Source organism: Streptomyces sp. NPDC054757 (genome assembly GCF_053612185.1).
This window is the reverse complement of record NZ_JBSHBW010000004.1, coordinates 49,640-63,470: the sequence shown is the minus strand read 5'-3', so window position 1 is coordinate 63,470 and position 13,831 is coordinate 49,640. Positions and strand designations below refer to the sequence as shown.

The window sequence follows — 13,831 nt, the reverse complement described above, 5'->3', positions numbered from 1 at the left end:
CAGCCGATTACAGTTCGGACATGGCGCAGAAGAAGCTAGTGATCAAGGTGACCGCGGGATCCGACGCTCCCGAGCGGTGTTCCCAGGCGTTCACCGTGGCCGCGGTCGCGGTGGCCAGCGGGGTGGAGGTCTCGCTCTGGCTGACCGGTGAGTCGTCGTGGTTCGCCCTGCCGGGCCGGGCCGCCGAGTTCGAGCTGCCGCACGCGGCGCCGCTGCCGGATCTGATCGACTCGATCCGGGCGGGCGGCCGGATCACCGTCTGCACCCAGTGCGCGGCCCGCCGTGACATCACGGAGCAGGACGTCCTGGAAGGCGTACGGATCGCGGGCGCCCAGCTCTTCGTCCAGGAAGCGATGGACGACGGGGTCCAGGCGCTCGTCTACTGATGATGCTCGCCACGGCCGTCCGGGCCTGTGGGCGGCGGTCTACCGTCGCCGCTTCTTCCCGTCCAGCTCGTCCCACCACTCGTCGGACGTGCGGTCCCCAGAAGGCGGCAGGTCCTTGCGCTTGTCGTCACGCCTGCCGTCTCCGGATTCGCGGTCCGGTGGCGGCTCGTCCCACCAGCGGTCCTCGGGGCCGCGCCGGTTGCCGACGATCGCCGCGACCGGCGGGATGACCATCGCCACGAAACACATGGCGATGGCGGCGGGCACCGACCAGAGACGTACGAAGGCCCAGGCGGAGACGAAGAGCAGCAGACAGCCGCCCATCAACAGGAAATAGCCGCGCCGACGTCGCGAGTACATGTCTCCAGCGTAAGACCGATCGGTAACTCCCCGCCCCCGGACGGCGCTCGGCGATTTCCGGGGCCTCTCGGCCTGAGCAGGTGCCGGACAGCGCGGAGGGCCGCACCCCATTCCAGTGGCGTCCAACCCCCTGGGGTGCGGCCCTCCCGCCGAATCCGGCTACCGCCGGTTCACTGCCCGGTTCAGACAGCGATCGCGATCTCCGCGAGGCCGCCGGTCTGCGCGACGACCGTGCGGTCGGCCGTGCCACCCGGGACGAGGGCGCGCAGCGTCCACGTGCCCTCGGCCGCGTAGAAGCGGAACTGTCCGGTGGCCGAGGTCGGGACCTCGGCGGTGAACTCGCCGGTCGAGTCCAGCAGGCGCACATAACCGGTGACGGGCTCGCCGTCACGGGTCACGCTGCCCTGGATCGTGGTCTCACCGGGCTTGATCGTCGAGGCGTCCGGGCCACCGGCCTTCGCTCCGCACATGCTGTTCTCCTGAAGGGGCTGAGAGGGGGTGAAGGTCGGGTCCTACTTGTTGGCGCCGAGCTCGATCGGCACGCCCACCAGCGAGCCGTACTCGGTCCACGAGCCGTCGTAGTTCTTGACGTTCTCCTGGCCGAGCAGCTCGTGCAGGACGAACCAGGTCAGCGCGGAGCGCTCACCGATGCGGCAGTAGGCGATGGTGTCCTTGGCCAGGTCGACCTGCTCGTCCTCGTAGAGGGCCTTGAGCTCGTCGTCCGACTTGAAGGTGCCGTCGTCGTTGGCGTTCTTCGACCACGGGATGTTGCGGGCGCTCGGCACATGGCCGGGGCGCTGCGACTGCTCCTGCGGGAGGTGCGCGGGGGCGAGCAGCTTGCCGCTGAACTCGTCGGGCGACCGGACGTCGACCAGGTTCTTGCTGTTGATCGCGGCCACCACGTCGTCGCGGTAGGCGCGGATCGACTCGTCCTGCGGCTTGGCCTTGTACGTGGTGGCCGGGCGGGACGGTACGGCTTCGACCAGGTCGCGGGAGTCGAGCTCCCACTTCTTGCGGCCGCCGTCGAGCAGCCGGACGTCGCTGTGGCCGTAGAGCTTGAAGTACCAGAAGGCGTACGAGGCGAACCAGTTGTTGTTGCCGCCGTAGAGCACGACCGTCGTGTCGTTGCCGATGCCCTTCTCCGACAGCAGCTTCTCGAAGCCGGCCTGGTCGATGAAGTCACGGCGGACCGGGTCCTGGAGGTCCTTGGTCCAGTCGATCCGGATCGCGTTCCTGATGTGGTTCTTCTCGTACGCGGAGGTGTCCTCGTCCACCTCGACGATGGCGACCTGCGGGTCGTCGATGTGGGCCTCGACCCAGTCGGCGTCTACGAGAACGTCGCTGCGGCTCATGCGGAATCTCCTCCGGGGATGGGGAATCCCCTGCTCCTGCGGAGCCTGGGGAAGTGCGGCGGGATGGTGCGCGCGTATCGGCGTACGGTCCACGGGAGCCGGGGGACAGAGCACATCCGGCACCGCGGGAGGGGGCGGCCCCGGCGGACGGCCGGGGGACCCGGGGGGATACGGGAGTCGGAGCTCCCGCTCAGAAGGCGCGACAGAGCATGGCGGCGACGCGGCACAGGTCGACTGCCCGCCGCTTCGTGAGATCCGCCTGTTGCTTCATGCCCTCGATCGTAGGGAAGTACGGGCGGAGATGTCACCGTCGTATCACTCAATGAGACGCGATCGTCCGCGATGCGGGACAAAGTGTTGAGGCGGTGTGCACGGCCCGGAGTTCCCACGGTCCCTTATCTGCCCACCATCTACGGACCGGACTCCCCCGTCTCACTGGTCGGACGGACTTACTCTCCGGTCAGCGCGACATTCGTACCCGTGACACCGATGTCGACACCGTCCGGCGTGGCCCGCAGTTCGCTGAGGGTCAGACCGTCGGGCAGCCCGCCGACCGCGCTCTCGAAGTCGGTCTTCTGCCGGACCAGCCCCTCAAGCCCTGGGATGCCCTCGCCGGGCACCGTGTCCGCGTGCACCTTGATCCGGTTCGCCCCCAGCAGGGTCACCGTCGATGTCACGCTGCGGCTGACCGTGCGGCCCAGGACGGACACCGAGCCGGTGACCTTGACCTTGCCGTTCCCCGCGTAAGCGATTCGGACACCGGAGTCGGACGCCTTGGTGAGGTCCTCGTACGAGATGTGGGCCCGGCCGGAAGCCCGCGCGGCGACGGCGCTGCTGAAGCTGCTGGAGATCTTGGTGTCGCGCAGCTCGGCCCGCACCTCGGTGATCCGCACATGGCGGCCCGACGCGTTCGCCTCGACGCCCTTGAGGGTGACGTCGACCCGGTCGAGCTTCTTGTCGAGAACCTGGGTCAGGAACGGGAAGCCCTTGATGTCCACGTCGGGGGAGGCCGACAGGCCCTCGCTGCTGCGTATTCGGTCGGCCGCCTTGTTCTCCGCGACATGCACCGCGATCCGGTCGGCGAGGACGAAGAGCCCGCCCACCACCACGACGAGGATGAACAGTGTCCGCAGTGCTCGCATGCCGGTCGTCCCCCTGCTCGTACCCGGGTCCAGATCCGTGCCGGTGGCACGGATCAGAGCCTAATGTCCTGATCAGCCGATGAGGCGGCCGACCAGATAGATCGCCGGTGCGGCGGCGGAGAGCGGCAGGGCCACCCCGGCCGTCATATGGACGAACCGGGACGGGTAGTCGTAGCTCGCGACCCGCAGCCCGATCAGGGCGCAGCCGCCGGCGGCGAGCCCGAGCAGCGCGCCCGGCATCCCGAGCCCGGTGACGGCGCCCGCCAGGGCTCCGGCGGCCGCAGCGGCGACCAGGGCCGCGACCACGCCGGCCGGGCCCGGCAGCGGGAGCGCTCGGACGACGGCGGCGACCGCGACGGCCGTGCAGCCGACCGTCACGGCGTCCGTCGAGGCGGCCAGGATGCCCGTCGCGACGATGGTGAGCGCCGATGAGGCGATAGTGGCCATCAGCCCGGCCATCCGCTCATCGGCCGGGGCGTGGCTGCGCAGCTGGAGTACGAGCGTGAGCAGCACCCAGACGCCGAGCGTGCCGATGATCGCGGCGGGGCCGTGGTCCGCGCCCGCGACGAGCAGGGCGATGTCCGCGACGACACCGCCGAGGAAGGCGAGCGCGATGCCCTGCCGGGCCGGCCACATCCCGTTCAGCCGGAACCAGCCCGCCGCCGTGACCGCCTGGAGCACCAGGAGCGGCACGACCAGCGCGTACCGCCCGCCGAACGCGGCGGCGGCGAGCAGGATCCCGAGCCCGGCCGTCAGCGCGGCGGGCTGCATCCCCGGGGCGATGATCGGCGACCGCCCCTCCGCACGGGCCCGCTGCGCGTCGGTGATCCGCGCCTGGCCGACGGTGCTGGGGGCGCTGTACGCGGGCCCGCCGTCGGGCGCCGTCGCGGCGGGCGCCTCCGCCGCGACGGGCGCCTCCGCCGCGACGGGCACGGGCGGCGCGGCGTAGGGCGCGGGGGCGGGCATCTCCGGCGGCAGGGGAAGCGACTGCGGCGGAAGGCAGGTGGCTTCGGGGCCGGTGTACGGCTGCTGGGGCTGGGCCTGCTGGGCCTGCTGGTAGGGGGGCTGCTGCTGGTACGGGGGCTGCTGCTGGTTCTGCTGGGCGTACGGCGCCTGCCCTGTGTATGGGTCCTGCTGGGCGTACGGGTCCTGCTGGGCCTGCGGCGCCTGCTGAACGTACGGATCCTGCTGGGCCTGCGGCGCCTGCTGAACGTACGGATCCTGCTGGTACGGGCCCTGGCCCTGAGCTTGGCCCTGCCCCTGGGCCTGGCTCTGCTCCTGCCCCTGGTCCGGCCGCTGCACCGGCTGGTACTGGGTGTCCCAGGTCTGCCCGCTCCAGGTCTGGGTGAAGGAATCCTGGTAGCCGTTCGGATCCTGGTACGCGTTCGGATCCTGGTAGAACGGCTGGTCGGGCTGCGGCTGCTGCGGTTGCCGGCGCGGCTGCTGCGGTTGCTGCCCGTACGGATATGGCTGGTCACTCATGTGGGGGGTCACCCTCCTGCGAACGGCGGGAGCACCTCTACCGTGCCGCCCTCGGCAAGCCGTACCGTCTCATGGCCGCGGGCCCCCACGGGATCGCCGTCGACGAGGAACGAGCATCGCCGCAGCACCTGCGGCAGCTCACCGGGGTGCCGCTCGCGCGCCGCGTCGAGCACTTCGGCCAGCGTCGCGCCGTCGTACGGCTCCTCGGCTGTACCTGCGGCGGCCTTGGCGGCGGCCCAGTAGCGGATGGTTCCCGCGGGCATGGGTACTCCTCATGGTTTTTGCGTCGCGCGGGTCCATGATGCCGGGTGCGACGCACCGGCCGCGCCGCCGCCCGCCTTCTCCCACAACCTCAGCCGAATCAAGCCCGTCCTGGGGGCACCTCCCGGCGTCGACTGCCGGCCAGATCAAGCCCCTCCGGCGTGTGAGGAGCGGAGGCCCGGGGGCAGCGCCCCCGAAAGCCCGCCGCAGGCGCCCCACGCCCCGGCCCCCCTACCGCACAAGCCACTCCCCCACCCGCCCCAGCAACGCATCCCCCGCCGCATTCTCCGCATGCCCCATCCCCGCCTCCACCCACAGCTCCGCCCCCGCCCCCGCCGCGGCGGCCAGCATCCGCGGGTGGTCCAGCGGAAAGTAGGGGTCCCGGTCCCCGTGCACGATCAGCAGGGGCACCGGCGCGATCATCGGCACCGCGTCCACCGGTGACAGCGGGACCGGGTCCCAGTCCTCCGTGTGGATCCGGGTCCGCAGGCCGAACCTCCCCACCAGCCGCCCGAGCGGCCGGGTGACCACCCAGTGCAGCCGCCGCATCGGCGCCGTCCCGCGGTAGTACCACCGCGCCGGAGAACTCACCGCCGCCACCGCGTCCGTACGCGCCCTTGCGAACTCCCCGCCCGCGGAACCACCGGCCCCGGCCGCGCCCCCACCGGACCCGGAACCACGAGAACCGGACCCGCGCCCGCCCGCCAGCGCCGCATGCCGCAGTACCACCGAGCCGCCCATCGAGAAGCCGACCGTCACCACCCGCCGGTGCCCGAGGCCGCGGGCCCACTCGACCGCCGCCGCCAGGTCGAGCACCTCCCGGTCCCCCACCGTCGAGCGCCCGCCCGACCGCCCGTGCCCCCGGAACGAGAACGTCACCACGGCCGCACGCCGCGCGAACACCTCCGCCGCCCGCCGCACCGCCGGCCGGTCGACCGACCCCGTGAACCCGTGCGCGACCACGATCACCGTGTCCGCCGCACCCGTCGCGCACGGCTCGTACCGGGCCTCGATCGGCACCCCGTCCCGGGTACGAAGGATCACCCTGAGGTCGCCCGGAGTGACCAAGGGAACACCGGCTTTCCGGAAGCGGTCTTCTGACGCAGAACTCATGTGGGCTATTCTGGTGGGATGAGGACCTGGGCAAAGTTGCCCCTAGGTCCTTTTGTGCTTTCGGCGCGTTGTATACGAAGCCGCCGGACCTGCACAGCAAGCCCCGCGCACGGGGTAAGCGCAGAAAAAAGCAGTGCCACATACGTCCCCCGAGGAGGAATCGACGTAATGGGCGAGCGATATATGCACGACCGTATGACGACCACGGCAGGTGGGGCGCGATGAGTTCTCTGCTGCTCCTGACCAACGCCCTCCAGCCGTCGACGGAGGTGCTACCCGCCCTCGGACTCCTGCTGCACAGTGTGCGGGTCGCTCCCGCCGAAGGCCCGGCTCTCATCGACACCCCGGGCGCCGATGTGATCCTCGTGGACGGGCGCCGCGACCTGCCCCAGGTCCGCAGCCTCTGTCAGCTGCTGCACTCCACGGGGCCCGGCTGTCCGCTGGTCCTCGTCGTCACCGAGGGCGGTCTCGCGGCCGTCACGGCGGACTGGGGCGTGGACGACGTCCTGCTCGACACCGCGGGTCCGGCCGAGGTCGAGGCGCGGCTGCGGCTCGCGACCGGCCGCCAGCAGATCACGACGGACGATTCCCCCACCGAGATCCGGATCGGCGACCTCTCGGTCGACGAGACGACGTACAGCGCGAAGCTGAAGGGCCGGGTCCTGGACCTGACCTTCAAGGAGTTCGAGCTGATCAAGTACCTCGCCCAGCACCCCGGCCGGGTCTTCACCCGCGCCCAGCTGCTCCAGGAGGTCTGGGGTTACGACTACTTCGGCGGTACGCGCACGGTCGACGTCCACGTACGGCGGCTGCGCGCCAAGCTCGGCCCCGAGCACGAGTCGCTGATCGGCACCGTCCGCAATGTCGGCTACCGCTTCGTCACCCCCGAGAAGGTCGAGCGCGCGGCCGAGGAGGCCCAGGCCAGGGCCGCCGCCGAGGCCGCCGAGGCACTGACCCGGACGGCGGACACGGCGGCGCTCCCGGAGCCCGCTGCCCGGCCGGTGAAACGGTAGGTCCCAGAGCGGGTCCATCCGCGTAGACTGCCGCGCGTGGCCAAGGTGACGCGGGACGATGTGGCACGACTGGCGGGGACTTCGACCGCGGTCGTCAGCTATGTCATCAACAACGGGCCGAGGCCGGTCGCCCCGGCCACGCGCGAGCGGGTGGTCAACGCGATCAAGGAGCTGGGGTACCGGCCGGACCGGGTGGCGCAGGCCATGGCGTCCCGGCGCACCGACCTCATAGGGATGATCGTGCCGGACGCCCGGCAGCCCTTCTTCGCGGAGATGGCGCACGCGGTGGAGCAGGCCGCTTCCGAGCGCGGAAAGATGGTGCTGGTCGGCAACTCCGACTACATCGACGAGCGCGAGCTCCACTATCTGCGGGCCTTCCTCGGGATGCGGGTCTCCGGGCTGATCCTGGTCAGCCAGGGCATGAGCGAGCGTGCCGCCGCCGAGATAGAGGCCTGGGACGCCCGGGTGGTGCTGCTGCACGAGCGGCCCGAGGCGATCGACGACGTCGCCGTCGTCACGGACGACATCGGCGGTGCCCAGCTCGCCACCCGTCACCTCCTGGAGCACGGCTACGCGTATGTGGCCTGCCTCGGCGGCGTCGAGTCGACGCCCTCCGTCGGTGACCCGGTGGCCGACCACGTCGAGGGCTGGCGGCGCGCCATGCAGGAGTCCGGCCGCTCCGTCGAAGGGCGCCTCTTCCAGGCCCCGTACAACCGCTACGACGCCTACCAGGTGGCGCTGAAGCTGCTCGCGGGACCGGACAGGCCCCCGGCGATCTTCTGCTCCACCGACGACCAGGCGATCGGTGTCCTGCGGGCCGCCCGTGAGCTGCGGATCGATGTGCCGGACGAGCTGGCGGTGGCCGGTTTCGACGACGTCAAGGAGGCGGCCCTCACGGACCCGCCGCTGACGACGGTGTACTCGGACCGCCCGGCGATGGCGCGCTCCGCGGTCGATCTCGTACTGGACGACGCGCTGCGGGTCGCGGGGTCGCGGCGGGAGCGGCTGAAGCAGTTCCCCTCGGCGCTGGTCGTGCGCCGCTCCTGCGGCTGCGGCTGAGCGCCAACGCCGCCCGGCCGTACGACCGCCAACGCCGCCCGCCCGTACGACCGCCAACGCCGCCCGCCCGTACGGCCGTCGGGCCTTTATATCGGGCATACGGGGTTCTGTCGGGCTTCTCAGCGGGCGCTCAGGAAACTCTCATGGTCGGTGGTGAGGCTATGAGACATGACCGAGAACCCGGAGCAGTACCCCAACCCGCAGCAGGACGATGCGTACACGGCCCGGTCCTACCCGCCGCCGCCCGCACACCAGCCGACAGCGGCCTGGCCGCCCCCGGCTCCGGCCGCCCCGGCGGACCACGACCACGCCGGGCCCCGGCGCGCCAGGCGGCCGGTCGCTCTGCTCGCCGCTGTCGCCATCATCGCCGCGGTGGTGGGCGGCGGTTCGGCGGCACTCGCCGAGTCCCTGATGGACAACGGGAGCAACGGCGCCAATCCGGCGGGCACCGTCAGCGGCACCACCGTCTCGCAGTCGAGCAAGGGCACGGTCTCCGGTGTCGCCCAGGCCGTCTCGCCGAGCATCGTGGAGGTCAAGGCGACCTCGCAGGAGGGTCAGTCGACCGGGGCGGGGGTGATCGTCACCGCGGCCGGTGAGATCGTCACCAACAACCACGTCATCTCCGGCGCCGACTCGGTCAAGGTCTCCCTGAGCGACGGCAAGTCGTACACGGCGAAGGTGGTCGGCACCGACCCGGACAAGGACCTGGCGCTGATCAAGGTGCAGAACGCCTCCGGCCTCAAGCCCGCCTCGCTCGGCGACTCGTCCCACGTGGCGGTCGGCGACCAGGTCGTGGCGATCGGCTCCCCCGAGGGCCTGACCGGCACCGTCACCAGCGGCATCATCTCGGCCCTGAACCGCGATGTCACCGTCGCCAAGGAGGACGGCCAGGGACAGAGCCAGGGACAGGGCGAGGGGCAGGGCCAGGGCCGCGGTGAGGGCGGCGGCGACGGGAACTGGCCGTTCCAGTTCGGCGGCCGGCAGTTCAACGGCGACACCGGCGACTCCACCACCACGTACAAGGCGCTCCAGACCGACGCCTCGCTGAACCCGGGCAACTCCGGCGGTGCGCTGATCAATATGAACGGCGAGATCGTCGGCATCAACTCCGCGATGTACTCGGCCAGTTCGCAGAGCAGCGACAGTTCGAGCACCGCCGGGAGCGTGGGTCTCGGCTTCGCCATTCCGATCAACACGGTCAAGGCCGACCTCGCCCAGCTGCGCGCGGGCGGCGACAGCAGCAGCAACTAGCACGACCGCCGGCGCCCCCGCGCCGGCCTGCACCCCCGGAGGGCCATGTGACCGTCAACGTCACCGTCAACCGAGCCAGGCACGCCCTGCTCACCGCAGTCTCCTGGGCCGGCCCGGCCGGTCTCGGGCTTCCGCTGGCCCTGGCCCAGTCCCAGGCCGGGCAGGGGGCCGGGTCCGGATCGGCCGGACAGACGGCGGTACGGGCCCCCGAGGTCCGTACGTCCGCCGCCACCGCGCCCTCCCCGGGCACCCGCACCAAGGGGCGTGCCGCGCGCCGCCGCCGGCCGGCCGTGCGAGGCTGAGGGGCGCGAGACCGCGCCCCCAGCGACCCCCAGCAGACGAGGACAGAGAGCCCATGAGCCCCGCCGAGGACGGCCACGACCAGCAGCGCATCCTGATCGTGGACGACGAGCCCGCCGTACGCGAGGCGCTGCGCCGCAGTCTCGCCTTCGAGGGGTACGGCACGGAGGTCGCCGTCGACGGTCTGGACGCGCTGACTAAGGCGGAGCCGTACGCACCGGATCTCATCGTCCTCGACATCCAGATGCCCCGCATGGACGGCCTGACCGCGGCCCGCAGGCTGCGCGCATCGGGTTCGACCACGCCGATCCTGATGCTCACCGCCCGTGACACGGTCGGCGACCGGGTGACCGGTCTCGACGCGGGCGCCGACGACTACCTGGTGAAGCCGTTCGAACTGGACGAGCTGTTCGCCCGTATCCGCGCGCTGCTGCGGCGCAGTTCGTACACGGCGACTGCGGGCGAGGTCCCCGACGACAACGTGCTGTCCTTCGCCGATCTGCGGATGGACCTCTCGACGCGCGAGGTGGTGCGCGGGGAGCGGCGGGTCGAGCTGACCCGTACCGAGTTCACCCTCCTGGAGATGTTCCTGGCCCACCCGCGCCAGGTGCTCACCCGGGAGCAGATCCTCAAGGCGGTCTGGGGCTTCGACTTCGAGCCGTCGTCCAACTCGCTGGATGTGTACGTGATGTACCTCCGCCGCAAGACGGAAGCGGGCGGCGAGCCGAGGCTCGTGCACACGGTGCGCGGCGTGGGATACGCGCTGCGGACCGGGAGCGCCGAGTGAGAACTCCCCGGCCCGTGCGCTGGTTCCAGCGGCTTCCGCTGCGCTCCCGGCTGGCGATGCTGACGGCCGCCGCGGTGGCGTTCGCGGTGGCCGTGGTCTCGGTGATCTGCTGGTTCCTGGTGCAGGGGAAGCTGTACGACGAGATCGACTCGAAGCTCGCCGGGCAGATCTACAGCCAGCCCGTGTCGGTGCCCACGCTGCGCGACAACCTCAACGACTGCCGCGCCCCGGCGCCGCCCGGCAACTTCGGCCAGCAGACGTCCCCGTACTACGCGCAGCTCGTCCAGTCGGACGGCACCACCTGTGTGCGCAGTGGCGCGGGCACCATCAGGGTCACCGGCGGCGACCGTTCCCTGGCCAAGTCGGGCAATGCCGAGCTGGCCAAGTACCGCAACGGCACCGACTCGGACGGGCACCCCGTCCGGGTCCTCACGGCGCACGTGTTCAACCGGCCCGGGGTGGCCTACCCGGACATCGTCCAGATGGTCGCCTACCCCCTGGCGGACACCCGCAGCACCCTCAACGAACTGGCCCTGCTCCTCCTCGGTGTCTCCGGGGTCGGCGTCATCGGCGCGGGCGCCGCGGGGCTGTGGATCGCGCGGGCCGGGCTGAAGCCGGTGGACGAGCTGACCGAGGCGGTCGAGCACGTGGCCCGTACGGAGGACCTCACCGTCCGTATCCCGGTCGAGGGCGAGGACGAGATCGCCCGGCTCTCCCGGTCGTTCAACTCGATGACCGCCGCGCTCGGCGACTCACGCGACCGTCAGGCGCAGCTCATCGCGGACGCCGGGCACGAGCTGCGGACCCCGCTCACCTCGCTCCGTACCAATATCGAGCTGCTCGCCCGCAGCGAGGAGACCGGCCGGCCCATCCCGCCCGACGACCGCAGGGCCCTGATGGCTTCGGTCAAGGCACAGATGACCGAACTGGCCGCGCTCATCGGCGACTTGCAGGAGCTGTCCCGCTCCGACGCCATCCGCGCGCCGGAGACCCTGAACGTCGTCGCGCTGCACGACATCGCCCAGTCGGCGCTGGACCGGGCGCGGCTGCGCGGCCCGGAGCTGACCTTCACGGCGGAGCTGAGGCCCTGGTACGTCCAGGCCGAACCGGCCGCCCTTGAGCGGGCCGTGATCAATGTCCTGGACAACGCGGTGAAGTTCAGCCCGCCCGGCGGGTCCATCGAAATCGCCCTGGGCGAGGGCCTCCTGACGGTACGGGACCACGGATCCGGCATCCCCGCCGAGGACCTCCCGTACGTCTTCGAGCGGTTCTGGCGCTCACCGTCGGCCCGTTCGCTTCCCGGTTCGGGCCTCGGGCTCTCCATCGTGGCCCGTACGGTCCAGCAGTCCGGCGGCGACATCGCGCTCAACCCCGCGCCGGGCGGCGGCACGGAGGCGGTCATCCGGATCCCGGGGACCGCGACCCCGCCCCCGGACTCACCGCCGGCACCCGCGCCTTCGCCGGGGGAGTGACGGGCGGCCCCGCCCCACCGGAGCCCGCCCCCTGCCCGTCCTGCTTGCCCTGCTCAGCCCTGTCCGCCCTGCCTGCGCCCTGGTCAGCCCTGCTTGCCCAGCCGCAGGCCGGAGCCGGCCAGATCCGCCTTGATCCCCTTCTTCTCCACCACCACATGGCGCAGCCGGATGTCGCCGGGGGCCTTGGGCAGCTTGAAGGAGAGCGAGAACTGGCTGGAGAGCTCCGGCGGGCGCAGGCTCATCACCGCGGCGATCAGCTTGGGGTCGATCCCGGCCTTCTGCAGCAGCCAGGGGTGGGCGGCGACCTCGTCGACCAGGTTGACCCGTATCAGCTGGTGGGCGAAGCGGGGGGTGCCGGTCATCCGGTGCAGCTCGTCGTCGCTGTGCAGCGCCTGCCGCACCCGCTTCTGCGGTACGCCGATCCGGTCGACCACGGACGGCACCGAGAGCAGCGCCCTGATGTGGTTCTTCTCGCGGGCGATCCGGGCGGCCGCCTCGGGGGCGAGCCGCAGCCCGGAGTGCGCGCGGTCCCGGCCGGGTGTGTACGTGGCGATCCCGGGGACGTCGACCCGCATGTGGTCGACCGTCGTGGACACCGCCCGGCCGCCGTCCCGCCGGACGTGCGCCTTGGCCGCGAGCCGTACCTGCGTACCCGCCACGGGCAGGCCACCGCGCACGTCGATCGAGTCATGGCCCTGGTCGGTGAACTTGACCTGCGATGCGCCGAGTTCACGGTTCATGTCCTCGAAGGAGAGGAAGACGTCGCCGTCCATCGAGCCGACCACGGCGCCCTTGATGGAGCTGGGGAGGTCTCCGTTGATCCGGATGTCCTTGGCGGTGGCGTGCACCTCCGCGAGCGAGACCCGGTCGGCCGGTACGTCGGGCACGGACACGTCGACCCGGCCGAGGTGCTTGTCGAGCACCTGGGTGAGGAAGGGGAAGCCGTGGATGTCGACCTCCGGCCTGGTCACCAGGTGCAGTGACTGCTGGAGCTTCTCGGCGGCCTTGTTCTGCGCGTACAGCTCGGCGAAGCGGTCGGCGAGGAAGAGGAAGCCCGTGCAGGCCAGGGCGGCGACGGCGACCTTCACCACGGTGGAGACGGCGGCGAAGCGGCCCCTGGCCCGGTGGTTGGGCGGCGACCAGCTGTCGTCGTCGGCGCCTTCCGGGCGGGAGGCGTCGGCCCCTGCGGCCCCGTCGGCCTGGTCGTCGGACTTCAGCCCCAGCCCGAGGGGGTCGCGCTCGTCGTAGCCGCGCCCGTCGTGACCGCGCCCGTCGTGACCGTACGGCTCGAAGCCCGGTTCCGGGTCACTGAGTTCTGCCAGCTGATGGTAGGGATTGGGTGGATGCGAGGGCATGCGTGTGGGGGGTCGCATCACCTCATCCCACCACGCGTGCGCCCCCCGGACGCAAGTCGTACCCGGGGTAGCCCCCTGGTTTGTGCCCTTTGTCGGCCGGGGCCGGCTGTCAGACCCGTCACAGGCCCAGCGGTTTGAAGGGGCGAAGTGCGGCAAAGCGCTTGAATGACACTGTTTCCGAGAAGGCAGGACGTGAGCGATCGTGGCTGCGGACGAAAAGGCACAGGCCAAGGGCGAGCAGGTCAAGGGCAAGATCAAGAAGACCGCCGGTGACGCCGTGGGCAACGAGTCGCTCCAGGCCGAGGGCCGCGCGGAAGAGACCACGGGCGATGCGCGCAAGGCCAAGGAAGCCATCAAGGACGTGTTCAAGTCCAAGTGACACAGGTCCACTCCACGTGGACAAGGCTCCGCCCGGTGGTCCGGCTCCAGGCCGGCCACCGGGCGGAGTCATGCCCGGGTGCGGCTGAGGCGCACTAGAGCCGAGGCGCACTGCGGCTG

General features: G+C 71.4%; 17 protein-coding genes. 8 read left to right on the top strand and 9 right to left on the bottom strand.

All coding sequences use genetic code 11. From position 1 onward, the window contains the following. The first annotated feature begins 20 nt into the window (after positions 1-20). Positions 21-386, top strand: coding sequence for a DsrE family protein (locus ACWGKJ_RS07230; RefSeq protein ID WP_385021301.1), 366 nt, complete (start codon positions 21-23; stop codon positions 384-386). A gap of 39 nt (positions 387-425) precedes the next feature. Here ACWGKJ_RS07230 and ACWGKJ_RS07225 read toward each other — a convergent pair whose 3' ends face one another. The 8 genes from ACWGKJ_RS07225 to ACWGKJ_RS07190 form a co-directional block, all read right to left on the bottom strand. Next, positions 426-746, bottom strand: a complete 321-nt coding sequence (locus ACWGKJ_RS07225) for a DUF3099 domain-containing protein (protein ID WP_385021304.1) — start codon at positions 744-746, stop codon at positions 426-428. Between the two features lie 182 nt (positions 747-928). Next, positions 929-1,216: a DUF1416 domain-containing protein gene (locus ACWGKJ_RS07220; protein WP_164259678.1), complete on the bottom strand. Its 288-nt coding sequence runs from the start codon at positions 1,214-1,216 to the stop codon at positions 929-931. Between the two features lie 42 nt (positions 1,217-1,258). Then, positions 1,259-2,098 (bottom strand): sulfurtransferase, encoded by an 840-nt coding sequence (locus tag ACWGKJ_RS07215; RefSeq protein WP_385021308.1) that lies wholly within the window; start codon positions 2,096-2,098, stop codon positions 1,259-1,261. A gap of 190 nt (positions 2,099-2,288) precedes the next feature. Beyond that, complete coding sequence (locus ACWGKJ_RS07210; protein ID WP_356828304.1) at positions 2,289-2,369, bottom strand: Ms5788A family Cys-rich leader peptide; 81 nt, start codon at positions 2,367-2,369, stop codon at positions 2,289-2,291. A gap of 178 nt (positions 2,370-2,547) precedes the next feature. Continuing rightward, on the bottom strand, positions 2,548-3,240 hold the full coding sequence (locus ACWGKJ_RS07205; RefSeq protein WP_385021311.1) for an LmeA family phospholipid-binding protein: 693 nt from the start codon (positions 3,238-3,240) through the stop codon (positions 2,548-2,550). A 72-nt stretch (positions 3,241-3,312) separates the two neighbouring features. Next, on the bottom strand, positions 3,313-4,722 hold the full coding sequence (locus tag ACWGKJ_RS07200; protein ID WP_453315685.1) for a hypothetical protein: 1,410 nt from the start codon (positions 4,720-4,722) through the stop codon (positions 3,313-3,315). Positions 4,723-4,730: 8 nt separating this feature from the next. Then, the gene (locus tag ACWGKJ_RS07195; protein ID WP_385021314.1) at positions 4,731-4,985 is read right to left on the bottom strand and encodes a MoaD/ThiS family protein; all 255 of its coding nucleotides are present in this window, start codon (positions 4,983-4,985) and stop codon (positions 4,731-4,733) included. Between the two features lie 229 nt (positions 4,986-5,214). After that, positions 5,215-6,096 carry an alpha/beta hydrolase gene (locus ACWGKJ_RS07190; protein ID WP_385021317.1) on the bottom strand — a complete coding sequence of 294 codons (882 nt, stop codon included), beginning with the start codon at positions 6,094-6,096 and terminating at the stop codon, positions 5,215-5,217. A gap of 221 nt (positions 6,097-6,317) precedes the next feature. Here ACWGKJ_RS07190 and ACWGKJ_RS07185 point away from each other — a divergent pair, with 221 nt between their 5' ends. The 6 genes from ACWGKJ_RS07185 (at position 6,318) to ACWGKJ_RS07160 (ending at position 11,978) form a co-directional block, all read left to right on the top strand. Next, entirely contained in the window at positions 6,318-7,109 is a 792-nt protein-coding gene (locus tag ACWGKJ_RS07185) for a winged helix-turn-helix transcriptional regulator (protein WP_385021319.1), read from the top strand. A gap of 36 nt (positions 7,110-7,145) precedes the next feature. Further along, positions 7,146-8,168 (top strand): LacI family DNA-binding transcriptional regulator, encoded by a 1,023-nt coding sequence (locus tag ACWGKJ_RS07180; protein WP_385021322.1) that lies wholly within the window; start codon positions 7,146-7,148, stop codon positions 8,166-8,168. 168 nt (positions 8,169-8,336) lie between these two features. Next, positions 8,337-9,419, top strand: a complete 1,083-nt coding sequence (locus ACWGKJ_RS07175; RefSeq protein ID WP_385021325.1) for a S1C family serine protease — start codon at positions 8,337-8,339, stop codon at positions 9,417-9,419. 47 nt (positions 9,420-9,466) lie between these two features. Beyond that, positions 9,467-9,721, top strand: coding sequence for a hypothetical protein (locus ACWGKJ_RS07170; RefSeq protein WP_385021328.1), 255 nt, complete (start codon positions 9,467-9,469; stop codon positions 9,719-9,721). Positions 9,722-9,774: 53 nt separating this feature from the next. Further along, positions 9,775-10,506 carry a response regulator transcription factor gene (locus ACWGKJ_RS07165; RefSeq protein ID WP_385021331.1) on the top strand — a complete coding sequence of 244 codons (732 nt, stop codon included), beginning with the start codon at positions 9,775-9,777 and terminating at the stop codon, positions 10,504-10,506. A gap of 56 nt (positions 10,507-10,562) precedes the next feature. Further along, positions 10,563-11,978 (top strand): sensor histidine kinase, encoded by a 1,416-nt coding sequence (locus ACWGKJ_RS07160; protein ID WP_385021364.1) that lies wholly within the window; start codon positions 10,563-10,565, stop codon positions 11,976-11,978. An 83-nt stretch (positions 11,979-12,061) separates the two neighbouring features. On the opposite strand, the gene ACWGKJ_RS07155 is transcribed toward ACWGKJ_RS07160, so the two are convergent. Beyond that, entirely contained in the window at positions 12,062-13,333 is a 1,272-nt protein-coding gene (locus ACWGKJ_RS07155) for an LmeA family phospholipid-binding protein (protein WP_385021334.1), read from the bottom strand. Between the two features lie 202 nt (positions 13,334-13,535). On the opposite strand from ACWGKJ_RS07155, the gene ACWGKJ_RS07150 reads away from it, so the two are divergent. Next, on the top strand, positions 13,536-13,712 hold the full coding sequence (locus ACWGKJ_RS07150) for a CsbD family protein (RefSeq protein WP_385021337.1): 177 nt from the start codon (positions 13,536-13,538) through the stop codon (positions 13,710-13,712). The last annotated feature ends 119 nt before the right edge of the window (positions 13,713-13,831 follow it).